The 24801-nt window shown below is 68.1% G+C and carries 23 protein-coding genes; 11 read left to right on the plus strand and 12 right to left on the minus strand.

Annotation, left to right across the window (positions count from 1 at the left end):
• Positions 1-1036: RNA-guided endonuclease InsQ/TnpB family protein (locus UK23_RS00005; protein ID WP_196777547.1), on the minus strand; the 1036-nt coding region annotated here is incomplete at its 3' end.
• Positions 1037-1254: 218 nt separating this feature from the next.
• Here UK23_RS00005 and UK23_RS00010 point away from each other — a divergent pair.
• From UK23_RS00010 to UK23_RS00020, 3 genes are read left to right on the plus strand one after another with little or no spacing between them, the layout of a single operon-like run.
• Entirely contained in the window at positions 1255-2352 is a 1098-nt protein-coding gene (locus UK23_RS00010) for an NAD(P) transhydrogenase subunit alpha (RefSeq protein WP_045309220.1), read from the plus strand.
• On the plus strand, positions 2349-2615 hold the full coding sequence (locus UK23_RS00015) for an NAD(P) transhydrogenase subunit alpha (protein ID WP_045309221.1): 267 nt from the start codon (positions 2349-2351) through the stop codon (positions 2613-2615). The genes UK23_RS00010 and UK23_RS00015 overlap by 4 nt, the downstream gene beginning before the upstream one ends.
• Complete coding sequence (locus UK23_RS00020) at positions 2612-3970, plus strand: NAD(P)(+) transhydrogenase (Re/Si-specific) subunit beta (RefSeq protein WP_045309222.1); 1359 nt, start codon at positions 2612-2614, stop codon at positions 3968-3970. The genes UK23_RS00015 and UK23_RS00020 overlap by 4 nt, the downstream gene beginning before the upstream one ends.
• On the opposite strand, the gene UK23_RS00025 is transcribed toward UK23_RS00020, so the two are convergent.
• The 3 genes from UK23_RS00025 to UK23_RS48120 all read right to left on the minus strand — a co-directional run bounded on the left by UK23_RS00025 (position 3936) and on the right by UK23_RS48120 (position 7873).
• Positions 3936-5906 (minus strand): putative bifunctional diguanylate cyclase/phosphodiesterase, encoded by a 1971-nt coding sequence (locus tag UK23_RS00025; protein ID WP_052684241.1) that lies wholly within the window; start codon positions 5904-5906, stop codon positions 3936-3938. The genes UK23_RS00020 and UK23_RS00025 overlap by 35 nt on opposite strands.
• A 54-nt stretch (positions 5907-5960) precedes the next feature.
• Complete coding sequence (locus tag UK23_RS00030; protein WP_045309223.1) at positions 5961-6764, minus strand: SAM-dependent methyltransferase; 804 nt, start codon at positions 6762-6764, stop codon at positions 5961-5963.
• A gap of 74 nt (positions 6765-6838) precedes the next feature.
• Positions 6839-7873 (minus strand): MFS transporter, encoded by a 1035-nt coding sequence (locus UK23_RS48120; protein WP_052684242.1) that lies wholly within the window; start codon positions 7871-7873, stop codon positions 6839-6841.
• 57 nt (positions 7874-7930) lie between these two features.
• Between UK23_RS48120 and UK23_RS00040 the strand changes: the two genes are divergently transcribed.
• Genes UK23_RS00040 through crcB form a run of 3 tightly spaced genes read left to right on the plus strand, consistent with a single transcriptional unit; the run spans position 7931 to position 9061 of the window.
• The gene (locus UK23_RS00040; protein ID WP_045309224.1) at positions 7931-8371 is read left to right on the plus strand and encodes a MarR family winged helix-turn-helix transcriptional regulator; all 441 of its coding nucleotides are present in this window, start codon (positions 7931-7933) and stop codon (positions 8369-8371) included.
• Positions 8355-8726 carry a fluoride efflux transporter FluC gene (locus UK23_RS00045; protein WP_052684243.1) on the plus strand — a complete coding sequence of 124 codons (372 nt, stop codon included), beginning with the start codon at positions 8355-8357 and terminating at the stop codon, positions 8724-8726. The genes UK23_RS00040 and UK23_RS00045 overlap by 17 nt, the downstream gene beginning before the upstream one ends.
• The gene (gene crcB / locus UK23_RS00050; RefSeq protein ID WP_045309225.1) at positions 8723-9061 is read left to right on the plus strand and encodes a fluoride efflux transporter CrcB; all 339 of its coding nucleotides are present in this window, start codon (positions 8723-8725) and stop codon (positions 9059-9061) included. Before UK23_RS00045 ends, crcB begins: the two co-directional genes overlap by 4 nt.
• Here crcB and UK23_RS00055 read toward each other — a convergent pair.
• The 3 genes from UK23_RS00055 to UK23_RS52430 form a co-directional block, all read right to left on the minus strand.
• On the minus strand, positions 9024-11606 hold the full coding sequence (locus UK23_RS00055) for an NACHT domain-containing protein (RefSeq protein ID WP_045309226.1): 2583 nt from the start codon (positions 11604-11606) through the stop codon (positions 9024-9026). The genes crcB and UK23_RS00055 overlap by 38 nt on opposite strands.
• A 218-nt stretch (positions 11607-11824) precedes the next feature.
• Complete coding sequence (locus tag UK23_RS00060; protein ID WP_045309227.1) at positions 11825-14086, minus strand: HelD family protein; 2262 nt, start codon at positions 14084-14086, stop codon at positions 11825-11827.
• A 91-nt stretch (positions 14087-14177) separates the two neighbouring features.
• On the minus strand, positions 14178-14606 hold the full coding sequence (locus UK23_RS52430) for a MarR family winged helix-turn-helix transcriptional regulator (protein ID WP_045309277.1): 429 nt from the start codon (positions 14604-14606) through the stop codon (positions 14178-14180).
• A 136-nt stretch (positions 14607-14742) separates the two neighbouring features.
• Here UK23_RS52430 and UK23_RS52435 point away from each other — a divergent pair, with 136 nt between their 5' ends.
• The 3 genes from UK23_RS52435 (at position 14743) to UK23_RS00075 (ending at position 16296) form a co-directional block, all read left to right on the plus strand.
• A complete protein-coding gene (locus UK23_RS52435) occupies positions 14743-15345 on the plus strand; it encodes a hypothetical protein (protein ID WP_045309228.1) in 603 nt (200 codons plus the stop codon).
• A gap of 1 nt (position 15346) precedes the next feature.
• Positions 15347-15565 (plus strand): DUF6343 family protein, encoded by a 219-nt coding sequence (locus UK23_RS53530; protein ID WP_082114299.1) that lies wholly within the window; start codon positions 15347-15349, stop codon positions 15563-15565.
• Positions 15566-15660: 95 nt separating this feature from the next.
• Entirely contained in the window at positions 15661-16296 is a 636-nt protein-coding gene (locus tag UK23_RS00075) for a TetR/AcrR family transcriptional regulator (RefSeq protein ID WP_045309229.1), read from the plus strand.
• Here UK23_RS00075 and UK23_RS00080 read toward each other — a convergent pair.
• From UK23_RS00080 to UK23_RS00090, 3 genes are read right to left on the minus strand one after another with little or no spacing between them, the layout of a single operon-like run.
• The gene (locus UK23_RS00080; RefSeq protein WP_045309230.1) at positions 16267-17607 is read right to left on the minus strand and encodes a dihydrolipoyl dehydrogenase family protein; all 1341 of its coding nucleotides are present in this window, start codon (positions 17605-17607) and stop codon (positions 16267-16269) included. The two genes, UK23_RS00075 and UK23_RS00080, sit on opposite strands and share 30 nt — an antisense overlap.
• Before the next feature lie 21 nt (positions 17608-17628).
• Complete coding sequence (locus UK23_RS00085) at positions 17629-17988, minus strand: VOC family protein (protein ID WP_045309231.1); 360 nt, start codon at positions 17986-17988, stop codon at positions 17629-17631.
• A gap of 11 nt (positions 17989-17999) precedes the next feature.
• Complete coding sequence (locus tag UK23_RS00090; protein ID WP_045309232.1) at positions 18000-19229, minus strand: hypothetical protein; 1230 nt, start codon at positions 19227-19229, stop codon at positions 18000-18002.
• 143 nt (positions 19230-19372) lie between these two features.
• Between UK23_RS00090 and UK23_RS00095 the strand changes: the two genes are divergently transcribed.
• Together UK23_RS00095 and UK23_RS00100 are read left to right on the plus strand one after the other, a co-directional pair.
• Entirely contained in the window at positions 19373-20719 is a 1347-nt protein-coding gene (locus tag UK23_RS00095; protein ID WP_082114300.1) for a S8 family serine peptidase, read from the plus strand.
• A gap of 200 nt (positions 20720-20919) precedes the next feature.
• Positions 20920-21423 (plus strand): DUF3145 domain-containing protein, encoded by a 504-nt coding sequence (locus tag UK23_RS00100; RefSeq protein WP_156212598.1) that lies wholly within the window; start codon positions 20920-20922, stop codon positions 21421-21423.
• 17 nt (positions 21424-21440) lie between these two features.
• Here the strand turns inward: UK23_RS00100 and UK23_RS00105 are convergent, their stop codons facing one another.
• Positions 21441-23159 (minus strand): ABC transporter ATP-binding protein, encoded by a 1719-nt coding sequence (locus tag UK23_RS00105; RefSeq protein ID WP_045309279.1) that lies wholly within the window; start codon positions 23157-23159, stop codon positions 21441-21443.
• Positions 23159-24772: an ABC transporter ATP-binding protein gene (locus tag UK23_RS00110; protein ID WP_045309234.1), complete on the minus strand. Its 1614-nt coding sequence runs from the start codon at positions 24770-24772 to the stop codon at positions 23159-23161. Before UK23_RS00110 ends, UK23_RS00105 begins: the two co-directional genes overlap by 1 nt.
• Positions 24773-24801 lie beyond the last annotated feature (29 nt).

Genomic DNA, 24801 nt, shown 5'->3' on the forward strand with positions numbered 1-24801 from the left:
TCGCACCGCATACCGCGCAGTCCACAGTGGTGTGTTTCGGGTCGACGAGCCGCAGGTCGCGGCCGTGTTTGCGGGCCATCGCGATCAGCTCGCGCTTGGTGGTGCCGATCGCGGCGTCCGCCGCTTTGCGGGCCATCGTGGACTTCGCCAGGAACTTCGGCCGGAAGTCCTCCACGGCGAGCACGTCATGGTCGCGAACAACCCGCTTGGCCCACTTGCGGCCGGTGTCCTGCCGCTGCCGGGTGATCTTCTTCTGGATCTTCGCCGCCTGCCGCTTTGCTTTCCGGTAGCCCTTCGAACCGGGCCGGCCCTTGGCTGGGCGGCGACGGGCCATCATCCGCTGATACCGCGCCAGGCACTTCGCGGCGTTCCTGCCGTGCTCAGGGTGCGGCAAGTCATGCGCGTCGCTGGTGGTGGTGGCCAGTTCCCTTACACCCCAGTCGACACCGATCACCCGGCCGGTCGAGGGCAGGACCTGGACGTGCGTGCGGACGACGAAGGAGCAGTACCAGTGGCCGAGGCTGTCGCGGTACACGCGAACCGACGACGGCACGGCAGGCAACTCCCGCGACCACACCGGCCGCACCACGATTCCGCCTGCCAGGCGCAGCAGGCCGTCACGCAACCGGAACCCGCGCTGCGTGTAGTTGAGTGTCGGCTCGGCCAGCGACCGCTTCTTGAACCGCGGCATCCCGGCACGCCGCCATTGCGGCACCTGCTCCCGCACATCCTTGAGCGCCTTGGCACGTGACGAGCCGAAATCCCGGATGACCTGCTGCTGCGCAACCGACGACCCAGCCCGCAACCACACCTGCTCGGCACGCCAGCCCGTCAGGAGTTTGTCCAACTGCGCCGGGCCGCACGTTCGCGGATCGCCAGGATTCTCGCGGTTGTGCCGATGCGTCTCACGCGACTGCGCGACGCACTGATTCCACACCCACCGGCACCGATCCCACTCCGCCAGCAGCACACGGTGGGCCGACGACGACAAACGCAGCCGGTAGGTATACCTGGCCACGTCCATCGAATCCGCCACGCAGGCGACCCTACCGAACAAGTGTTCGGCTCATTCCGGTAGTCGTCGACATCGGGCCATTAGCCAAGATGGTGGCCAGCGTGCTGCGGGCCCGGACCCCCGGCCCGCCGGATCGCACCTGCCCAAGCCCGAATTCGTCCCTGGCCTGAAGACCAGGACATCCTTCGGTCAAAAGGTGATGTGGCCCAGGTCACCTTTGATCGCGTAACGTGCGTACGGTGAGAGTGGGAACACCCGCAGAGTCGCGGCCCGCCGAGCGCCGTGTCGCCTGCGTACCGGAAACGGTGTCGCCGATGGTCGACGCCGGATTGACCGTGCACGTACAGGAAGGCGCAGGCCGTCACGCCCACGCCCTCGACGCCGCGTACCGCGCGGCCGGGGCGACCGTGACGGCCGAGGATCCGACGGCCGAGTCCGATGTCGTCGTGTCCGTGCAGCCGCTGACCATCGACCAGGCCAGGTTGCTCAAACCCGGCGCCGTCACCATCAGTTTCCTGCAGCCCGCGAACGAACGCGAGCTGCTCGACGTCTACAAGGACCGCCGCGTCACGTCGTTCAGCTTCGACCTGCTGCCACGGGTGACGCGTGCCCAGAGCGCCGATGCCCTGTCCTCGCAGGCACTCGTCGCCGGCTACCGGGCTGTCCTGGTCGCCGCCGAACGACTACCCCGCTTCCTGCCCATGTTCACCACGGCCGCGGGCACCGTGCCGCCGGCCAAGGTGCTGGTGCTGGGCGCGGGGGTCGCCGGACTGCAAGCGATTGCGACCGCGCGCAGGCTGGGCGCGGTCGTCGAGGCCTACGACGTCCGCAAGGCCGCGGGCGAGGAGGTCCGCAGCCTCGGGGCGAAGTTCCTGGAGCTCGACCTGGAGACGCAGTCCGGCGTCTACGCGTCGGTGCAGTCCGAGGAGTTCCTGGAGCGCCAACGAGAACTCATCGGCGAGCACGTCGCGCAGTCCGACGTCGTGATCACCACGGCCGCGATCCCTGGTCGCAAGGCCCCTGTGCTCGTCACGACCGACATGCTCAAGGCCATGGCACCGGGATCGGTCCTGGTCGACCTGGCCGCGGAGTCCGGCGGCAACTACGCGGGATCCGTTGCGGGGCAGGAGACGTGGGTCGGCGAGGTGCTCGTGCACGGCGCGCTCAACCTGCCGTCGTCGATGCCGGTGCACGCGAGCCGCCTCTACTCGCGCAACGTCCTGAACCTGCTCAAGCTGATGATCGCGGACGGCGAAGTGCGGCCGAACCTCGACGACGAGGTGCTCGACGGCTGCTGCCTCACCCACGACGGTCAGATCCGCAAGGAGTTGCCGTGATCGATCTGCTGACGATCTTCGTGCTGGCCGTGTTCGTGGGCTTCGAGGTGGTCTCGAAGGTGTCCACGATCCTGCACACGCCGCTGATGTCCGGCGCGAACGCCATCCACGGCGTCATCCTCGTCGGCGCGATCCTGATCACGGGGTCCGCCGAGAGCACCCTGGAGCTGGTTCTCGGGCTGCTCGCGGTCTTCCTGGCCACCGTCAACGTGGTCGGCGGCTTCGTGGTGACGGACCGGATGCTGGAGATGTTCAGGAAATGACGGTCCAGCTGATGTACCTCGTCGCGGCGCTGTGCTTCATCCTGGCGCTGAAAGGCCTGAGCTCGCCCAAATACGCGCGCTACGGCAACTTCATCGGCGCGTTCGGCATGCTCGTCGCCGTCGTCACCGCGTACCTGCACGGCGCCGTCCACAACGGACTGTGGATCCTGGTCGCGGTCGCTCTCGGTGTGGTGGTGGGCATCCCGGCCGCGCGGTCGGTGAAGATGACCGCCATCCCGCAGATGGTGGCCCTGTTCAACGGAGTCGGTGGCGCCGCCGCGGCACTCGTGGCCCTCGCCGAGTTCTTCGCGGTGCGGGACCCGGGATTCCTGTACCTGCTCGCGACCGTGCTCACGGTGCTGATCGGCTCGGTCAGCTTCTCCGGTTCGGTGGTCACGTTCCTGAAGCTGCAGGAGCTGATGACGACGCGGCCGGTGCTGCTGCCGGCTGGGCAGCAGCTCGCGATCGCGGCCGGTGTGTCGTCGGTCGCCTTGTGCGCCTTGACGATCGCGACGCCGAACGGCTTCCTGCTGTGGCTGCTGGCCGCGGTCGGGCTCGCGCTCGGTGTGCTGTTCGTGCTGCCCGTCGGCGGTGCGGACGTGCCGATCGCGATCTCGTTGCTGAACGCGTTCACCGGCCTCGCGGTGGCGGCTTCCGGTTACGTGCTGGCGAACACGCTGCTGATCGTCGCGGGCACGCTCGTCGGCGCGTCCGGCACCATCCTGACCCGGTTGATGGCGCAGGCGATGGGACGCTCGCTGGCGAACATCCTGTTCGGCGCGTTCAAGGCCACGACCGTGGTGGCGCACGGGGAGGAGCAGCGGACGGTCAAGTCCGGCACGGTCGAGGACGTCGCGATCCTGTTGGGGTACGCGAACAACGTCGTCGTCGTGCCCGGATACGGGCTGGCCGTCGCGCAGGCGCAGCACGCCGTGCGCGAGCTCGTGGCGCAGCTCGAACGCCGGGGAGTAACCGTCTCGTACGGGATTCACCCCGTCGCGGGCCGGATGCCGGGGCACATGAACGTGCTGCTGGCGGAGGCCGACGTGCCGTACGAGCAGCTCAAGGAACTCGACGACGTCAACCCCGGCATCACGTCGGTGGACGTCGCGGTGGTCGTCGGCGCGAACGACGTGGTGAATCCGGGCGCGCGCGACGAGCCGTCCAGCCCGATCTACGGCATGCCGATCTTCGACGTCGACCGCGCGAAGTCCGTGGTGTTCATGAAGCGGTCGATGCGGCCTGGCTTCGCGGGCGTGGACAACGAGCTGCTCTACAACCCCAAGACGACGCTGCTGTTCGGTGACGCCAAGGACTCGCTCACGAAGCTTCTGGCGGCTGTGAAGCAGCTGTGAGCAGTTCGGTCACCTCGTCGGCGGAGAGCGCGGGCAGCAGACCGATCACGGCGTCCGCGCCTGCCGAACGCCAGTACTCGGCGTCCTCGAGGGTGTGCACCTCGTCGACGCCGAACCGCACGCCGAAGCTGTGCACCGTCGCGATGAGGTCGCGCATCGCCTGGTAGAGCGGCGAATCCGGGCTCGGAGCGGGTGCGCGGGTGATCACCGAGCGGACCTGCACCTCGGTCAGCACGGCCAGTTCGTCGTGCCCGCCGTGGAACCCGTCCAGCGCCGTCACGATGCCGCTGTCGTGCAGCACCACCGCGTTGTCGTCGCCGGCCAGCACCGAGGAGATGTCGAGCGAGATCCGCAGCCGTTCGGGTGGCAGGCCGGTTTCGTCGAGCGCCCGCTTCACGTCCGCGACCAGGTCCTCGTCGCGCGACTGCAAGGCGCCCAACGCGATGTGCAGCGTGGGCGCCCGGTCACCGAACTCCTGCACCCATCTGGCGGCCTGCGCACACGCCTCGCGCAACAGCCACCTGCCGATCGGCAGCGACAGACCCGTCGAGTCCGCCAGCGCCATGGTGTCGTTGTGGCTCAGGTCGTCCCAGTGCAGGCGGGCCACGGCGCCGAGCACCTCGCGCGTCTCCAGGTCGTGCACCGGCGCGTAGACGATCTCGAGCTCGCCGTGCTCCCACGCACCCGGCATCGACGCGGCCAGCGCGTACCTGCCGCGGCGGCGGGCGTCGTCGTGCGGGTCGTGCAACGCCCACTGCCGCTTCCCGCGCGCTTTCGCCTGGCGCAGCGCGGCATTGGCACACCGCATGAGTTCGGCCGTGGTCGCGAACACCGGAGGCCGGTCCACCACACCGATGCTGGCCGACAGCGCGATGCCGTGATCGTCCACAAAGGTCGGTTCGCCGAGGACTTCCTGAATCTCCTCGATGGTCGTGGTGACGTTGTCGGAGACCGTCATCATCGCGAACTCGTCGCCGCCGATCCGCGCCAGCACGGCCTTCTTCTCGCCGGCCAGCTTGCCGAGCCGGGCCGCGACGATCTTGAGCAGCTTGTCGCCGGTCTCGTGACCGAGGCCGTTGTTGACGACCGAGAACGCGTCCAGACCCAAGTGGTACAACGTGATCGGGTCGTTCGCGGCGCGCCTCTCGACCTGCGTGACGAAGTGCTGGCGATTCGACAGGCCGGTGAGCGAGTCGTGCAGCAGCTGGTGGTCCAGGCTGCGCTGCAACAGGTGCAGCTCGCTGATGTCCTCGACCATCGTGACGTGGTGCGTGGGCTCGCCGTCCGCGTCGCGCAGCAGCGACACCGCGAGGTACACCCACACCGGCTCGCCGTCCGCGCGGATCAGCTTGCGCTGGTCGCGGAACCTGGGGAGGTGGCCTTCCCGCACCTTCCGGTACTGGGCGCCCAGGGCGGCCAGGTCGTCCGGGTGGTAGAAGTCCGTCAGGTCGCGGTCGTTCAGGTCCGCACCCGACTCCAGCCCGACGATCTCGGCGAGCGTGTCGTTCGCCTCGACGCACCTGCCGCCGAGGTCGGTGATCACGATGCCCAAAGCGGCGGACTCGAAGACCTCCCGGAACCGCGCCTGGCTGACCTTCAGCGTGCGTTCGACCCGCTGTTTGGCCCGCACGATCGCGACCTTGATCTGCTCCTGCTGGTCGAACGCGTCCATCCGCATGGCCTGCGCGTACGCGGAGCTCAACCTGGCGAGCAGAGGTAGCTCGAAGGTGGGGGAGAGCACTTCGATCGTGGCACGCAACGAGTCAGGCCCGGTTGCGTGGAGTGACACCAATCGATTTGCTACCGATTCAGGTGACTCCGGCAGCTCCACCAGCGAATCGAGCAGAACCTGCTCGATTTCGGCGTGGGACAGCGGGATGTACGCGGTCGCGGTCAACGCGTTCATCCAGCGGGCGGCGAGCTCCGGAAGTTCCATTCTGTGTACAGAGCGTACGGTCTCACCGCCCGTGGGCCAATATCGACAAGCGCGCTAAGCCTTACGGCCTACAGCAGCGTAAATGCCTGCCTTGTCCGGATCGTCGGTGTTCGTCCCCTCCGGGTGCCACAACGGCGACGGCACGATGCCCGGCTCGACGAGCTCGAACCCGTGGAAGAGGCCCTCGATCTCGGTTTTCGTGCGCGGGAACATCGGGTTCTGGCTCTTCTTCATGACCTCGACGACGCCGGCCATCTCCTCGGGCTGCAGGTCCTGGGTGAACTGCGAGAAGGCGAGGTAGCTGCCCGCTGGGACGGCATCGCGGTACGCGGCCACGATCGACTGCGGATCGGCCTGCGGCGGCACGAAGTGGAAGACGCCCACGGTCAGCAGGCCGACGGGCTGCGTGAAGTCGAGGAGACCGCTCTCACCCGCGGCCTTCAACACGGCGTCAGGCTTGGTCATGTCCTCCTGGATGATCGTCGCGCGCGGGTCCTGCTCCAGGATGAGCTCGCTGTGCGCGACCGCGACCTCCTCGAAGTCCACGTACACGACGTGGGCCTCCGGGTCGGCCTTCTGGGCGATCTCGTGCACGTTGCCGACGGTCGGGATGCCGCTGCCGAGGTCGAGGAACTGGCGAATCCCGTTGTCCATCATGAACAGCACGGCCCGGCGCAGGAACGCCCTGTTCAGCCGCGCGATCGTGCGCGCGTTCGGCTGCGCCTGCAGGAACTTCTCGGCCAGCATCCGGTCCGCGGCGAAGTTGTGCCCGCCGCCGAGCAGGTAGTCGTAGAGACGAGCCGCGCTCGGCTTCCCCGTGTCGACACCTTCCGGAACCCAGCTCATCCGTTCAGACATGCGCCCAGGCTACTGAGACGCCACACGCGTGCGGCAGGGGTGGAGCCCTTTTGGCCTATCGCATCCCGCTGCTGTCACTGGAAAGTGTGAATCAGCGCGGTGGCGGCCGCGACTCCCAGCGCCGTCCCGAGTCCTCGCGCGACGTTGACCAGCCCGCTCCCGACTCCCGCCGACGCCTCCGGCAACGCGCTCATGACCCGTTTCGTGCAGGCAGGAGCGATGATTCCGAGCCCGATGCCGGCGATCGCCAGCTGAAGTACTTGCGACACAGGCATGATCAGCGCTGTCGCCGTGATCAGCGCGCCCGTCTTGATGCCCGGTCTGTGGAGTGTCGTCGCCGCGATGGCGAACCCCAGGGGCAGGGCAGCGGTCGTGAGACCTATATGTGCCAACGGTTGTTTCATGGTGAACGGCAGCAACGTCATCGGCGCGAACAACGCGGCGTACGTGAGCAGCACGCCTGTCAGTCCCGGCAGCACCTGCCAGTTCGGCTTCGCCTTCTCCGGCTTGGTCTTCGTGCGGGGGAGCAGGTAGTGGCCGGCGATCATGGCCGTCATCCCGATGGGGACGTTGATCGAGAACACGGCCTGCCAGCTGTAGTGCTCGGTCAAGTACCCGCCGAGCAACGGCCCGGCGGCGAGCCCCGTCGCCTGTGCGGCGGCCTGAATGCCGAGCGCCTTGCGTCGTTGCTCTGGCGCGACCGCGGTGGTGACCAGCGCGACGCTGTTGGCCTGCAACATCGCCGCCCCCACCGCCTGCGCGACGCGGGCGGCGATGAGCGCGTCAAAGCTCGGCGCGTACACACACGCGATGGACGCGCCTGTGAACACCGCGAAGCCGTAGATGTAGACGATCTTGCGCCCGAGCCGGTCCGCGATCCTGCCCATTGGGACGAGCAGCGCCACGAGCGTGATCAGGTAGCTGAGCGAGATCCACTCGGGATCCGCGCGGAAGTGGTCGCTCATCGCGGGGAACGCGAGCGTGACGATCGAGGCGTCCAACTGCCCCATGAACGCCCCGAAGCAGACCGTCGCGATGACCAGCCACGGCGCATACGACCGGCGGACGATCCACGCCGGTCTGGGTGACTCCGTGACGAACCAGTTCATCGTACCCAGATTATATCTGACCCAGAGCTATTGTCGCGTGTTCAGTAGTATTTCTGCATGTCAGACGAAGCCCGCACGCTCACCGACGTCGTCACTCGCCTGCGCCGGGCGCTGCGGACGAGCATCCGGGCGGACTGGCCCTGGGAATCCCTGCCGATGGCGCAGGTAGAGCTGCTGCAGACGCTCGCGGAACGCCCGCCGATGAAGGTCGGCGATCTTGCCTCGGCCCTTCGCCTGGCCCCCAACACCGTTTCCGGCCTGGTGTCCCAGCTGATCGACTCAGGCCTCGTCGTGCGCGGCGGAGACCCCAAGGACAGGCGGGTAGCACGGCTATCCGTCTCACCACGTGGACACGAACAGCTGCTCGTCTGGCAGCGCGAGCACGAGAAGAGAATCGGTGCCGCGCTGGGCAAACTGGAGGCCTCCGAGCGCGACGACGTCGTGCGCGCCCTGAAGGCCCTCGACCACCTGGTGGAGCACCTTGCCGAACCAAGCTGAGCCGGTCGACCCCGACGTCGATCTGCACGTCCCGGCCCAACGCACCGAACTCCACTGGCCGTTCCTGGCTTTGGTGTCGCTGGGCGGCGGGCTCGGAGGCGTTGCGCGCTACGGGCTGTCGTCGGCGATACCGGGCGCTCTCGGGCTGTTCGTCATCAACGTGCTGGGGTCGTTCCTCATCGGCGTGCTGATGGGGTTGGTGCCCAAGCCATTGGTGCGCGCCTTCTTCGGAGTGGGGTTGATGGGAGGGTTCACGACCTTCTCGTCGTACGCGCTGTCGTGGTCGTGGGCGCTGCTGGTGACGCCGGTTTGTGCTGTGCTGGCAGCGTTTCTCGGGCTGCGGGTGACGCGATGACAGCCCTGGTGGTGTTTCTCGGTGCTGCTCTGGGCGCGCCTGCCCGGTATCTGCTCGACCGGTTCGTGCAGTCGAAGCACGAGTCCGACTTTCCTTGGGGCACCTTGACGGTGAACGTCGTGGGGTGCTTCCTGATCGGGCTTGTCGTTGGCACGGACTGGATGCCGTTGCTGGGGACGGGGTTCTGCGGCGGGCTCACGACGTACTCGACGTTCAGCTACGAGACGGTGAAGCTGCTGGAGGCCGGGAAGTACCGCCCGGCGCTGCTCAACGTTCTCGTCAGCGTCGCCCTCGGCGTCAGCGCGGCGGCCGTTGGGCTGGCCCTGCCACCCTGATCTCACCGCGCTTGCAGCGATCCAGGAACGCCTGGACCACCTCGGGCACGTTGTCGCGGTCCGGCCACGACTCCGGCATGTCGCCGACCGAGAAGATGAACTCCAGCAAGGGCAGTGCCAGCAACATCCGCAGGCTGTCATTGCCCGCGACGTCCTCCTGTCGCCACGACACATGGGCGACCATCGGGAAATCGACCCAAGGTGTCGGTTCCGCGGTCATCGCGATTGCGATGGCGTCAGCCACCGGAATGGCGATGAACGGCTGCTCGGTCGTGCTGAACAGCGTCTCGGCCGCGCTGGGACGTCGCGAGTCGTGGAACACGCATTCCTGGTACAGCGCCTTCACACCGCACTCGCGGATGACCTCGGGCAGGATCTCCGGCGAATGGAGAGCCAGCCCGCCACCCCAGGGGACAGCTTTGCGCAGTTCGGCCAGTCGTGCGTGGTGCCGGTCGAACAGGTTCCGCTGAATCCGCCGCCGCGGCTCGGAGTTCTCGGCGCCGACGTCCGCGATGCAGTCAACGAGCAGTACCGCGTCGACGTTCCCCAGCTCGATCAGCTCACCGATCCGGTCGGACATGCCCTTCTCGACGGACGGCAGGTTCGCCGGTGAGGAGTGGTCGAGGCAGTTCACCAGGATCTGGTCTATTTCGGTCAGGTGGATGTTCCGGTCAAGCCGTGCATCGATCCCGAGAGCCACAGACCTGTCTACCGCGGCGGCGGTGATCGAGCGAACCGTGCTGGCACTGGGCAGCACGTGGTGCAGTGCGCGTGAGGCGAAGCCTAGTTCCTCGCTCTTCAGCGCCTCCAGCAGCAGCTCGTCGAATCCACCCTCGGTGTTGCGTTCGTAGAGCTGGAGGACGATCTGAGCTACGACGTCCCACTGGTTGATGGTCGGCTGCAGGACTGCCCACAGCTCGGCGGCCGTGCGATGCGTGCGCACGAGGTACTCCGCGGCGAAGAACTCCAGGAAAGTCCGGTGGGTGAAGCCGAACAGCGGTTCGCTCTCGGTCGCGCCGACGTCCGTCATGATCCACGCGCGGCCGGTGCAGAACGCCAGGAACTCCTCAGCGGTCTGCACCGACTCGTCGTGATCGTCGAGCTTGGGCTGCAGATATTCGGTGAGGGCGTTGACGATCCTGGTGCGCGGCTGGGCCTTGCCGGACTCTGCCGCGTTGAACATCCTCCACGCGAGGTGTTGCACGGCGCCACGGAGCCGTCCGCTGAACTTGAGCGGCAGCTCGATTCCGCGGCGTGCGTCCCACTGGTCGAACAGCATCAGCGCACATCGTTCGTAGACCTGGGCGAGGTTGCGCGGCAGGTACCGGTCGCTGGAGTACATCGCGCACAACAACGTCAGCAGCAACGGGTTGCTGCGAATCTCGGGAATCCGTTGGCTGTCCTCCATGAAGGACTGCGCCAGCCGTTTGCGCTGGGCGGGCGAGGTGGCCTCGTCCAGCTCGAACCACCGCGTCACGTAGCGGGAAATCTGCTTCAGGCCGAACTCCGCGATATGGCTCCGCACGAACAAGCTGGTGCTCAGCGGTGCGTCCTCGTAACCAATCTTCCGCGCGGTGACCAGGATCGGCACCAGTGGGTACAGGTGGGCGAAGCCCTCCACCAGCGACACGACTCGCCGGCGCAGTTCGGTCTGCACGAGCTCGTCGAGCCCGTCCAGAATGACAACCGCACGTCCGGTGCGCAGCAGGTACTCGACGCCGTCTCGCGGTGGCTTGAGGTTGTAGGGGTCCTGGCACCGTCTCTCCAGGTACTGCAGGAGATCGCGGCCGCCTTCGTCGAGCGCGGCGGTGAACTCCCGCAACACCAGGAGGAACGGCACTTGTCCCGACTCGCCGACGGCGATGTCGTGCGCGAACTTCTCGGCGAGGGTCGACTTGCCGGCGCCGGGATCGCCGAGTACCAGGACGCGTTCGCCCGGCGCGCCGATCCTCAGGTCGGCCGACGAGACCAGAGCGGGTTCTACGTAGAGCTGCTCGTACGGAACGGCACGGCTGCTGCCGATGTGCGGCAACCTGATCTTGTCGTGCTGTGCGGCGACCTGGCTCCGCATGCGCGCCGCGAACGTCTGGATGCGGGCGAGGGATTTGAGGCGCTTGAGCACGTCGCTGTTGCTCGCGGCCGCGGCGGACAGATCCTTCTTGTCGATCTTCGTGCTGGCCAGTTCGAACCGCGTCGCGGCTTCCTCGCAGGCCGCGACCATCACGCCGTACAGGACCTTGGTGGTTCGCTCCAGCTGCTCGTCCGAGATCCCGGCAAGTCGGAGGCCCTGGTACAACTGCTCCCGCGCGGGTTCTGCCAGCTCGTCGTCGATGCGCTTTTGTGTGACCACCGCGGCGAAGTCGGGAGAGTCGAGGTAGCCGGCGAGCGCTTCCACGTCCTCGGGGCTCAGGCATGTGAGCAGCTCTTCGGTGTCCGCCCTCATGGCGGACGCCTGCCGGAGACTCGGCCTGCTGATCAGCTGCGCGGAAAGCCGGTCGCTCACTTCGATGACCACGCGCGCGACTGCGGGCTCGATGCGCTCCAACAAAAAGCTCCTGTTCGAGGACGTTGAGCCCCTGATCGTTCAGAGGTCCAACCGGTTCGCCACGGTTTCAAGGTAAGGCAGGCGAAGCCGACAGGCACAGTTGGGACACCGGCGGAACTGCGACACTCGATCGATGCTGGGCAAGCGTCCTCCTCCGCGTCACCAGGCCTGTCGTCACGCGGGCCGGGTTCGTTTCGCGGAGGAGGACGGAGCCGCCGTCAGTTCTTCAAGCGGGACAACATGTCCGGCAGCGTGCCGGTGTGCACGACGCCGAGCCGTTGCGTCGCACGGGTCAGCGCCACGTACAGGTCCGAGGCGCCGCGCGGGGATTCCTCGAGGATTCCAACCGGATCGACCACGACCACGGAGTCGAACTCAAGGCCCTTCGCGTCGGTCACGCCGAGCACGACGACCTGGGCTTCCTCGAGGTCGTTGCCCATCGACGAGCCCGGCACACCGGCGACGATCGCCGAGCCCACCGACGGGAGCAGCGCGGCGGGCACGATCACTGCCACCTTGCCGTCGCCGACAGCGGTGACCTCGTTGGAGATCAGCGACGGGAGCTCCGAGACCAGCGAGGGAACGGAGGAGACCCAAGGCGGCACACCGGTTTCGCGCACGGACGTCGGTGGCACCAAGGACGAGTCGACGGAGGCGAGGACGTCCGCGGCCACCTCCATGATCTCGGCCGGGGTGCGGTAGTTGACCGAGAGTTCCGTCAGGCGCCAGCGGTTTTGCACGTACGGGGACAGGACGGTGTCCCACGAGGTGGCACCGCCGATGTCGCCGGTCTGCGCGATGTCGCCCACGACTGTCATGGATTTCGAAGGACACCGGCGCATCAGGGTGCGCCAGGCCATGGCCGAGAGTTCCTGGGCCTCGTCCACGATGATGTGGCCGAAGGTCCAGGTGCGGTCGGCGGCGGCGCGTTCCGCCGCGGTCTCGTAGCGGTCGACGCCGTGGCGTTCGGCCAGGCGGTAGGCGTCCATCAGGTCCGTGGCCATCAGGATGTCCGGGTCGGCGTCGTCTTCCAGGTCGAGGATGTCGAGGACGCCCTGGGCGTACTCGATGGCCTGGCGGCGCTGGCGTTCGGCGCGCGCCTTGGCCTCGGAGTCGTCCTCGCCCAGCAACTCCGCCGCTTCGTCCAGCAGCGGGACGTCGGCCGGGGTCCAGTCGTCGGTGGAACGCTGCAGCAGGTCGCGTTCCTCGCGGGTGAACTTGGACATGGCGCGGTTGCGGCGCTTCGGGTTCGCGTAGAGCTCGGAGAGCAGCGAGAACGGGGTGAGGACCGGCCACAGCGACGAGATGGCGGCCTGGACCTCCTCGGACTCGCGGAGCTCGCGGCGGATGTCGTCCATGTCCGCCTTGTCGAGCAGATGCCCGCCCAGCCGGCCGGCCACCATGCCCGCCAGCGTCGAGATGATCTCGCGGGCGAACGTGCGGCGGGCCTCGTTGTGCGCACGACGGGTCCGGCGGGCTCGGCCGCGGGCCTCGGCGATCGCGCGGCGGTCAAGGCGCAGCGTGTCGTTGTCGAAGCGGATCTCGACGAACGCCGGGGCCTCCTGGCGGTCGCGCACGGCCGCGGAGATCACGTCGGCCATCTGGATGCGGCCCTTCACCGCCGCCGCCTCGGCCGACTCGCGGCCGGTCGCGGTCAGGCCGGGATACAGCTCGCCGACAGTCGACAGCAGCACGCCGGTCTCACCCAGTGACGGCAGGACCTGACTGATGTATCGCAGGAAGGTGGTGTTCGGGCCGACCACGAGAACGCCGCGTTTTGCCAGCTGTCGACGGTGTGTATACAGCAGGTATGCGGCGCGGTGCAGGGCCACGGCGGTCTTGCCGGTGCCGGGACCGCCCTGTACGACGACGACGCCGTTCAGCTCGGAGCGGATGATGAGGTCCTGCTCGGCCTGGATCGTCGCGACGATGTCGCTCATCTGGCCGGTGCGGGACTCGTTCAGCGCGGCGAGCAGTGTCGCCTCACCGGTCAGCGACTCGCTGCGGGACACGTCGGCCGAGTTGATGTCGAGCACCTCGTCGTCGAGGCCGATGACCTTGCGCGAGCGGGTGCGCAGGTGCCGGCGTCGCCGCACGCCGTCGGGCGAGGCGGCGGTCGCGAGGTAGAACGGCCTGGCGGCGGGCGCGCGCCAGTCCATCAGCAGCGGCTCGTATTCCTTGTCCTCGTCGAACAGACCGATTCGGCCGATGTAGAAGCGGTCTTCGTTGTGGAAATCGAGCCTGCCGAAGGCGAGCCCGTTCTCCACAGCGCTGTACTGAGCCAATTGATCTGTGTACATCGCGACCGAGGTGTCGCGCTCTGACCGCATCTGGTGCGTGCCGCCAGTTTGTCGCAACGATTGTGCGAGTCGTTTCGACGTCTGTTCGCGGAGGTCGTCGAGCCGGCCGTACAACATGGCCACGTATTCCTGCTCCGGCTCCATTTCGGCGAGCCGGAGGTCATCGGAGGGGCTTGACAACTTGCCTCATTTCTCGTTATCATGCGGCGTCGGGTTTTATCCCGCTTCGCATCTCCCTGCTCGCACCCCGTTTCGCGCGAGCGCAGACTGACTAATCTACACGCAAATCAGCGTGATGCAGGTACGCCTTCCGCAGCAGTGTGGTGAGTTCAACCCTCTCCTGCGACGTCAACGGCGCCAGCAGCTCCTCCTCGTGTGCGCGAGCGACCTCCAGGCGTGAGTGCAAGGCCCGTCTGCCCACGTCGGTGATGGACACGGTGAACCGCCGCCTGTCCCGCTCATCCCGCTTGCGCTGGGCGAACCCGCGCGATTCAAGATCATCGAGCACCGACACCAGGTCGCTCGGGTCCATCCGCACGCCGTCGCTGATCCGCTTCTGCGCCACTGCCTCCTGTTCGGCCAGGAACGCCAGCACCGTCACGTGCGGCGGGCGCAGGTCGCCGCGCGCCAGCCGGCGGGCTTCCCTGACCAGCTGGAGCATCAGGTAGCTGGGCAGACGCAGAAGCTGATCAATGCTCATGTACCTCAGCATAGAAAAGATCTGTCCCCCGATCGTGGATTGCGCTGCGTGATCAACCCGCCTGCAGGGGGTCCAGGAGGGTGAGCGTTGGGGTGACGTTTCTCCGCAAACCACCTGGGAACGGCATGGTGGGGGTATGACGCGTGCGGAGATCGTCCGGCTCGCCCGCTGCGTGGTGCGCCGGCCGGGGTGGCAACTCGTCCTCGCGGTGCTCGTGTCCGCGTGGACGCTCGCGTGGGTGCTCGGCCAGCTCGCCGACACACCCCTCACCCCGCTCGGCGTACTCGCCTGGACCGGTATTCCCCTCGACGCGGCATCCGTCTGGGCGCAGGAACGTGCGAGCGTCCTCGCCTGGCTCGCCACCCTCGGCGGCCTGAGCTGGGCCGCGACCACCGAGCAGGGGCAGCTGCCCGCACTCGCCGGCTGGTTCGCGGTGCTGGTCGCGGGAGAAGCAGCCGGATACGAACACGCGGTCCAGCGCGCGATGCTCAGCATGGTCGTGTTCTTGGTCATCCTCGCGGTCGTGTCACTGAGCGGGCGCCGCGCGTTCGTCGTCGACAAGATCGCCGTCATGCCCAAGGACGTGATGCGAGCAGGCATCACAGCCGCCGTGCTGACCGCCGTGGTCCCCCTCATCGCTCCTGGTCTGGCCCTGACGCGTCTCGTTAGGCCCTATGTGACGAAACCTCCGAGGCCTCTGCGCCGGGTTGAGACGCCCCTGCTGAGGGAAACCGGGTGACGTGAGCGACTACCTGCCACCCCCGGCACCCCCGCGCAGTGCTCTGACGCTGCGGTTGTGGCTCGCCGGGTTTGGCCTGGTCTTCAACTCGGTCGCCGGGTGGCTGGCACTGCGAGCTGACCTCGTCCCGCTCGGGATCGTGCTTTTACTACTCGCCGTTGTCTGTCTTGTGGACTTCGGTTGGGTAGTTCATCGCAAACGACGTGGAGATCCCGGCTGAAACCTGTCAGGAACCTGTGCTTGGGCTTACCGGGTCGTATGGATAAAGATGTTCGCGTGCATGAAGACCCGGCCAAAGGCAGGTTAGCCAGGGTGATGCGTCGACAGCCGGTGCAACAGCGTGGCGCGGCTACTGTCTCCGCGATCCTGGACGCTTGTGCGAGCCTGCTGAACGAATACGACTACGACGACATCACCACGGCGCGCATCGTCGATGTGGCCGGTGTGCCCATTGGTTCCTTCTATCAGTACTTCCCGGACAAACGATCTGTTGTCCACGCTCTGGCACTTCGCGGGATGGAGACCTATCTCCGCGAGGTCGAGGAGCTGTTCGCCGCGGACCTCATCGCGGACACGTGGCGCGAGGCCATGACGCAGATCGTCAGCGTCTACATGCGGATGCTGACGGAGCTGCCCGGCTTCGGCCGGGTGCGGTTCAGCGACATGCTGGACAGCCACCGGCTCGACTCCAGCGTCGACCAGTACGAGCTCATGGCCGAACGGCTGGCGGAGATGTTCGTCAACCGGTTCGGCGCGCACGGCGACGCCCCGGTGATGCTCACCTTCCGGATCGCCGTGCAGACCGCGGACGCGCTGTTCAAGCTCGCCGAACGCGTCGACGAGGACGACCGCGCGTACGTGGTCGGCACGGCGAACGAGCTGCTCACCGGCATGCTCGGAGCAGTTCTGGAACCACCGGCGTCAGAGGCCGTAAGCCTCCAGCAGCCGTAGCCACGCCTCGCTGATCGTCGGGTACGAGGGCACCGCGTGCCACAGCCGGTCCACGGTGACTTCCCCGACGATCGCGATGGTGGCCGAGTGCAGCAGCTCGGCGACGTCCTGGCCGACGAACGTGACGCCGACCAGCGTCCGCGTGCGCTCGTCCACGACCATCCGCGTCTTGCCCTTGTACCCGTCGGCGTGCAGCGACGAACCGGCCACCGCGATGTCGAGGTCGACCACCTTGACCTCGCGCCCTTGAGAGCGCGCCTCCTCGGCGGTGTGCCCGACGAACGCCACCTCCGGGTCGGTGAACACGACCTGCGGCACCGCCACGTGGTCCGCCCACGCCTGTCCCGCCGACAGCGGTTGAGGCTCGAACCCGCGCGACCGCTCCAGGATCGCCGTGCCGACCGCCCGTGCCTGGTACTTGCCCTGGTGCGTCAGCAACGCACGCCCGGTGACGTCGCCGCACGCGTACAGCCAGCGTCCGTCCACATCGGACACCAGACCGGAGTCGTCGATGGTCAGCGGCTTGCCGTCCTTGGTCGCCGGCACCCGCCCGGTCGCCACGAGGATCTCCGAGCCCTTCACGACCCTGCCGTCCTGCAACGTCAGCGCACCCGGCGCGATCGCCGACGCACGGGCGTTCAGCAGCACCTCGACGCCGTCCTCCCGCAGGCCCTCGACGACGAGCGGCCCGACGAACTCCTCCAGCCGCGGCAACGGCCGGTCGCCGGACACCACCAGCGTCACCTTCGACCCGAGCCGCGCCCACGCCTGCGCCATCTCGACGCCGACCACGCCACCACCCAGCACCACCAGCGAATCAGGCACCGAACGCGCTGACGTGGCATCCCGCGACGTCCACACTGGAGTGTCGGCGATGCCTTCCAGCGGCGGCATCTTCGGCACGCTGCCGGTGGCCACGACGACGGCCTGGCGCGCCCGGTACACCTCGCCGCCGACCGTGACCTCGCGCTCGCCGGTCACCTCGCCGTCGCCGCGGATGACCGTGATGTTCTCCGACTCGGCCCACTTGACCTGGCCGGAGTCGTCCCAGTTGGACGTGAAGCCGGTCCGGCGCGCGAGCACTTCCGCGGCGTCCAGCGATCCCGCGTGCACACCCTGCACGCGCCGGGCGGCCGCGAGCGCGTGACCGGGCCGCAGCAACGCCTTCGACGGCATGCACGCCCAGTACGAGCACTCGCCGCCGACCAGCTCCCTCTCGATCATGGCGGTGGACAGGCCTCCCGCGGCCGTCCGCCACGCCACGTTCTCACCTACGGGCCCACCACCGATGACGATGACGTCGAAGTCCATGCCCGCAACACTAGGCCTCGATCAAGAAAGCCACACGAGGCAGAAGGGATGCCCGACGGGGTCCGCGTAGACGCGGAAGTCGCCGTCGGTGTCCTTCTGCACCAACCGCGCGCCGAGCTCCAGCACGCGCGGTTCGGCCTCCTCGATGTCGTCGACCAGCACGTCGAAGTGGACCTGCTGGGAAGCGTGCGGATCCGGGAACGTCGGCGGCTGGTAGTCGGAGGAACGCTGGAACGCCACGCGCTGACCGTCCGCGACGATCACCTCCCAGGTCTCGTCACCACCGGCGAGCCGTTCGGCGCCGAGCAACTCCTCGTAGAAGGACGCAAGTTCGGCGGGGTTCGGGCAGTCGAGCACGACAGAACGAAGTTTTCCGATCACGCCCCCACCCTCTACCGGGCGGTGGGCAACCGCAACGCCTGCTTGGCGATCGGATCCAGCGCCTGGTCACCCGCGCCGCCGGACCACACCACGAACGTCAGCTGCACGTGCGTGCCCTTGAGCCCGGCCGAGAACGTCGCGTTCTCCACCGGCTTTCCGTCGAGTCCGTGCACGCCGCCCGAACCGGGCGCGGTGACGACCTTGTGGAACGCGGTCGCGCTCGGCGCGTCCAGCAGGTCGAGGTCCGCCACCAGCACCGTGGCCTGCTTGCCCTGCACGGTCGTCTCGTAGGTGGCGCGCTGCAGCTCAGCGCACTCGTTCGCGATGAGCCACGCCTTCGCGTCACCGAACGCCTGCGCCTGGCAGTCCTTGTCCTTCCTGGTGTCCTTGGGCACGAACGTCGTGCCGTCCACGACCACCGTCGTCGGCGGCGGTGCGGACGGCGTGGGAGTCGCGTCCGCCGGCTTGTCGTCGCCGGGCAACGCCACCAGCAGCCACACGAGCAGCACGAGTGCGACCAGCCCGCCCAGGCCCAGGTACACCAGTTTCTGGGGCAAGCGTTTGCGCGACATCGGGATCGGGGCGTGGACCTTGGGGATCAGCATCGTGTTCGCGGCCGCGAGATCGCGGGAGACCGCGTCGCTGAACCCCTCGGCGAGCAACGTCCGCGCGTCCGGTGGCGTGCCGGTCGTCTGCAGGATCGCGAGCAGCTTCACCGCGTGATCCGCCGTGCACAGCACCGACGACGTGGAGAGCTCACGGGCCGCGGAGAGCAAAGTGGACGGTTTGGGGTGCAGCACGCGCACGCCGCGGTTCAGGTCCGAGGTGGGCTGCACGACCTGGCTCACGAACGGGCCGACCGCCACGACCGTGCTCACCGGCAACGGTTCCGCGCGCATCGCCTGGATCCGTTGCGCCACCGCGGTCGCCGCCGCCACGGCCTCGGTCGCCGGGTTCGCCGCGCCGTCCTGGCTGACGAGCGGCCACCCGTCGATCTTCCACTGACCACCGAGCGGCGCCTCGAGCTTCACCGCCGGGTCGGGCAGGTCGACGCCGACGATCACCAGCACACCCTTGGGCAGCACGACGATCGCGTCCAGCGGCACCGGGCAGTCGGGTGGCTGGACGCCGGTCAGCGCGACGCCGCCGAGGACCTCGGTACCGGCGCCGATCGCCGTCAGGGCGGCACGGACGTCCGCCCCAATGGCCGAGGGTTCAGCGCCCAGACGGATCAACCGCACGAGTCCCCACCTTTCCGCACGGGTGGACACGGTAGCGGTCCGGGGTCAGCCAAACGCAGCCAGTCGAGACGTTGCGTGACACCCGTCACCGGTAAGTGGATCACTCGTTAGATGGATTGCCTGCCTATGTTCACGGAGGGTCCATGTTCAAACGCGCCGCACTGCTCGCCGTAGTGCTCGTGGCTGCCTCTACCCCTGTCGGGGCGGCCCAGACGACTTCGACGGTTTACGTCCACGGCACTGATCTCACCTCCGCCGAACGCGCGGTGGAGGCGGCCGGTCTGACGAAGCTCACGAGCTTCCGCAAGATCGGCGTGGTCGCCGCTCGCGGCACCACGACGCAGATCTCCTCCGCACGCACGAAGCCGGGCGTCAGCAACGTCGAGGTGGCCAGGGCCGCCAAGTTCCTGGGCTCGTCCGGCACCGCGGCCACGCGCAGCCGGGAGGCCCAGCAGGCGTCCGGGCTGACCGGCGCGGGCGTCTCGGTCGCGGTGATCGACTCCGGCGTGGACCCGACGCACCCGGCGTTCGCGGGCGGCAAGATCGTCCGCAGCCTGAAGAGCCTGTGCGTCGCCGACAACTCGACGGACACCAGCTGCATCGTGCCGGTGCCGAACATCATCGACACGGACACGACGTCGTTGGGCGGCCACGGCACCCACGTCACCGGTATCGCGATCGGCACGCCGTACCAGCTCGCCGACGGCACCGTGGTCGGCGGCTCGGCGCCGGGTGCGAAGGGCGTGGTCATCTCGACCGGCGCGGCAATCCTCATCCTCGGTGCGGACGCGGCCCTGAACTGGGTGCTGGAGAACCACAACGCGCCGTGCGGTGCCGGGGTGCCCGCGTCGACGTGCCCGCCGATCAAGGTGATCAACAACTCCTATGGTCCGACTGGCGGCGGTGCGTTCGACCCCGAGTCCGTCACGGTCAAGCTGCAGCGCCGGCTCGTGGCCGAGGGTGTCGTCGTCGTGTGGGCGAACGGCAACGACGGCGGCGACGGCACGACGAACCTGTCGAACCCGCCCGGCCAGGACCAGACGCCCGGCGTGATCTCGGCGGCCTCGTACAACGACCAGGGCACCGGCACCCGTGACGGCGCGCTGTCCGACTTCTCGTCGCGTGGCCTGAAGACCGATCCCTCGACGTGGCCGGACATCTCGGCTCCCGGCGAGAACATCGTCTCGGCCTGCCGCCTGTACCTGCCGATCTGCTCCACCGGCCTGGCCCCGCAGAACGGGCCAGGACTGCTCGACCTCGGCACGTACAACACGATCAGCGGCACGTCGATGGCGGCGCCGCAGATCGCCGGCATCGTCGCGCAGCTGTTCCAGGCCAAGCCCTCCGCGACCCCCGCCGACATCGAGCGGGCGCTGAAGTCCTCGGCCCACAAGTACGGCACGGGCTACCAGCAGGTCGGCCCGTACACGACGTCGTTCGACAAGGGCACGGGCCTAGTCGACGTCGTGGCCGCGGTAAACGCTCTGTAGATCACGATCACGCATCACTCGGCCGGGGAGATCGGGACTTAAGACCTGTATCTGCCCCGGTCGGGTGATGATCGAGCTGGTTCTTATGGCGGACACCGCTCAAGTCAAGGCAGAATGCAGCGAACGGGCTTTCACGGTGATCACCTCACTCGGCAAAGGCGTAGGGGAAGACGTCCCTCGTCGAGTAGCGGAGGTCAGCAGTGAGCACCCGTGGCAGCACCAGTGGCGTGGTCTACGTCCACTCGTCGCCGTCTGCGGTCTGTCCGCACGTCGAGTGGGCGATCTCGGGCACCCTCGGTGAACGAGTGGACCTCAGATGGGCAGCGCAGCCCGCGGCACCAGGCCAGCTGCGCGCCGAATGCGCGTGGACCGGTGACGCAGGTACCGGCGCGAAACTCGTGGCTGCGCTTCGCGCGTGGCCAATGCTTCGCTTCGAGGTGACCGAGGAACCCTCCTCCGGTCAGGACGGCGAGCGCTTCTGCTTCGCGCCCGTTTTGGGCCTGTGGCACGCGCGGACCTCGGCAAATGGCGACATAGTCGTGAACGAGGACCAGCTGCGCGCGCTCGCGGTCAGAGCCCGTGGTGGCGAGTCCTTCGCGCACGGCGTCGACGAACTGCTCGGCGCGGCGTGGGACGACGCGCTGGAGCCGTTCAGGCGTGCGGGAGACGGCGCGCCGGTGACCTGGCTACACCGTGTCGGTTGAGTCCTGAGTGGACCCCGCTACCGTCTGGGCAGCGGGGTCTCCTCGTGTCGTGTGGGGTCCCAGGCCAGCATGAGCTGCCCGTAGAGCGGCGAGGTCTGCAACAGGTGCTCGTGGGTGCCGAGCAACGGCTTCCCGCCGTCCATGACCAGCACGCGGTTCGCCCGCAGCGCCGAGCTCAGCCGGTGCGCGATCACCACGAGAATTCCGTCCCTTCGGGCAAAAGCACGTTCGACCCTGGCTTCCGCCGCCGGGTCGAGGTGTGAGGTCGCCTCGTCGAGGATCACCACGCTCGCGGACGTGACGTAAACCCGCGCGAGTGCCAGAAGTTGTGCCTCACCAGCGGAAAGTCCTTCACCCGCGTGGCCGAGCGGCGCGTCCAGGCCGCCGAGCCGGTCCAGAAGTGGTTTGGCGCCGACCTTTTTCACCGCTTCGGTGAGATCCTCGTCCGTCGCCCACGGCGCGAGCAGCGTCAGATTTTCCCGCACGGTGCCCGTGAACAGGTACGTCTCCTGCGGAATCAGCGCGATCGCGTGGTGCCTCACCGCCGGATCCACCAGGTCCACGGGGGCGCCGCCGAACAGGACGCAGCCGAAGTCCGGTGGCATCAGGCCGGTGAGCAGACTGGCCATTGTGGACTTGCCGATGCCGGACGGTCCGACCACGGCCAGGTGGTCGCCGGGTTTGAGGCCGAGCGACAGGCCGCGCACCACGGGTTCCGCGTCCGGGCTCCAGCCGAACGTGACGTCCTTCAGCACGAATTCGCCGTTGGACGGAGTTTCCCGGCCTGTCTCCTGGGTTTTCTCAGGCGCGGCTTCCTGAAGTCGTTTGAGGGCAACCATCAGCCGCATCACGACGGTGCTGGTGGTGCGGGCCAGGCCGTGCAGCGCGGGGTTCACGCTGTTGGTGAGGTAGACGACCGCGGCGAGCACTGCACCCTTGGTCAGCTGGCCCGATGCGACGAGCGGGGGAGCGAACGCCACCAGCAGCACGATCGGGGCGAAGCCGCCGATCGCGATCACCGTGGCGCGCAACGAGTTCGCCCACGCGACGACGACCGACGCCCTGGCCTGCTGGTCGATCTGCGTGGCGATGTCCTCGTAGGCCTCGTCGGAGGCGGTGCAGGCGGCGACGTCGCGCAGGCCGGTGAGCACCGCGCCGGACGCTTCCGCCGTGCGTTCGTCTGCCATCACGGCGTCGCGCTGGCGTTTGGCCAGTGAGGGAAGCATGAGCCCGAACAGCACCAGCGCGGCGATGATCGGCAGCACCACCAGCCAGATCAACGCGGCCGCGGTGGTCGCTAGACCGATCAGCGCGGCGACCGTCGTGACGAGAAGTGCGCGGGCCTGCACCAGAACACCTGCGGTGGCGTCGCGCACGACCTCGACGTGCCGCGTGATCATGGCCACCGCGCTGGCATCCGGCGTGCGGCGGTGCGTCGGATCGTTCAGCACGCCCTTCACCACCTGCGTGACCAGGGCGTCGCGCATGGGTTCGACGACACTGCCGAGCCGCGCGAAGACCTGGCGCTGACCGAGTGCCCCGGCGACCGCGAGCGCTGCGAAGGCGAGCAGCCACAGGACACCGGCCTGCGGATCACCCGCGCCGAAGCCCTGGTCGACGGCGGTGCCGACGAGCTTGCCGCCGAAGAACGCCGGCACGCCTTCGAGCATGGACCAGCCGAGCAGGATCAGGACGCCTCTGCGGTGTCCTGCCAGCGTGGAGAGGTAGAAACGCATCACTCGCCCCCGGTGAACACGGCGCGGTAGTCCTCGTGGTCCCACAGCTCCTGGTGCGTGCCGGTGCCTCGCAACCGGCCTTTCTCCAGCCACACCACGACGTCCGCACGCGCTGCCGTGGCCGGCCGATGTGTCACGACGACCCGTGTCCTGCCCGGTAGAGCGGTTGTCAGCGCGGCGTCCACTTTGGCCTCGGTGACGGTGTCGAGACTGGCGGTGGCGTCGTCGAGCACCAGCACCTCGGGATCTCGGACTATTGCGCGCGCGAGCCCGATCCGTTGGGCTTCACCGCCGGACAGAGGTGCGTCCGCCAGCGGAGTGTCGTAGCCCTGTGGCAAGCGAATCAGCACGTCGTGCACTTGGGCCGCGACGGCCGCGTCACGAACCTGGGCGTCGTCGGCGGCGGTTCCATAGCCGATGGAACGGCCGATCGTCGTGCCGAGCAGCGCCGGCCGTTCGAATGCGTAACCGACGGCGCCTTCTCTGGCGACCGTGCCGTTGTCCACTGCGGACAGTCCACCGAGCACTGCGGCGAGCGTCGACTTGCCCGCGCCGGAGCTGCCCACGACCGCGGCGAACGCGCCGCCGGGGATCGTGAGGCTCACGTCGTGCAGGGCGCCGTCGACGCTGACGTTGCGCAGCTCGATTCCGGTGCTGGGCAGGAGTTCTGGGCGCGGGGGCACCGGGGTGTCGAGGACCTCGGCGATGCGGGTGGCCGACGCGCGGGTGCGTTCCAGCACCGTGAGCTGCGGCATCTGACCGACGATGCCCATGCCGAGCGCGGTGTAGCCGAGCGCGGCGAGCACGTCGCCCGTGGTCAGCCTGCCTTCGAGGATGCCGAAACCGGCGGCGACGAGCACGGCCAGTTCCACGGCAGGCAGCAGAAGTCCGGCCCGCCACATCATCTTCGCCTGGGTGCGCCACATGCCCGCGCCGGCCGCGGCGAGGCGGGGGAGCGGCTGCAGCACGCGTTCCGACTCGCGGTCGGCGATGCCCGCCGCGGCGATCGTGTGCCTGCCGGCCACCGCGTCGAGCAGGCGGGCCGAGATCTCACCGGAAACCTGCTGGTAGGCCAGCACGTCGTCGGCGGTGAGCTGCATGTGTGAGCGGACCAGGAACATCGCCAGCGGCACGCTCACCGCGAACACCGCGGCGAGCCGCCAGTCCAGCAACGCCAGCGCCACGACGGCACCCACCGACGACACGGCGGTGACGGTCAGGGCCAGCAGCGTGACCACGATGCCACCGGCGTTGCCGCAGTCGCCGGTCAACCGGCTCACGGCGTCACCGGCGGCGAACCGGGACGGATGACCGAGCGCGAGCAGGTGGCGGGACAGTCGTTTGCGCAGCCAGGCGGTGGCACGGGCGGTGATGCTCGCGGCCAGCACGATGCCGATCGCGTCGCCGACGATCTCCGTTGCCGCGAGCAGGAGCAGCCACAACACGGTGACCAGCACGAACTTGCCGCTCAACGCCATGTCGACAGCGCCTGCGAGTGCGGTGGGGAGAAGCAGGCCACCGGTGGTCGCCACAGCGGCGTTGAGGAGCAGCAACCACGGGCGGAAGTCGCGTCTGACGGTGGAGAACAGCAGAGTGTCACCGGGTTTGGCCATCTCTGTTCCTCCGGAAGTCGTCAGGGCGC

The organism is Lentzea aerocolonigenes (genome assembly GCF_000955955.1).
GTDB lineage: Bacteria > Actinomycetota > Actinomycetes > Mycobacteriales > Pseudonocardiaceae > Lentzea > Lentzea aerocolonigenes_A.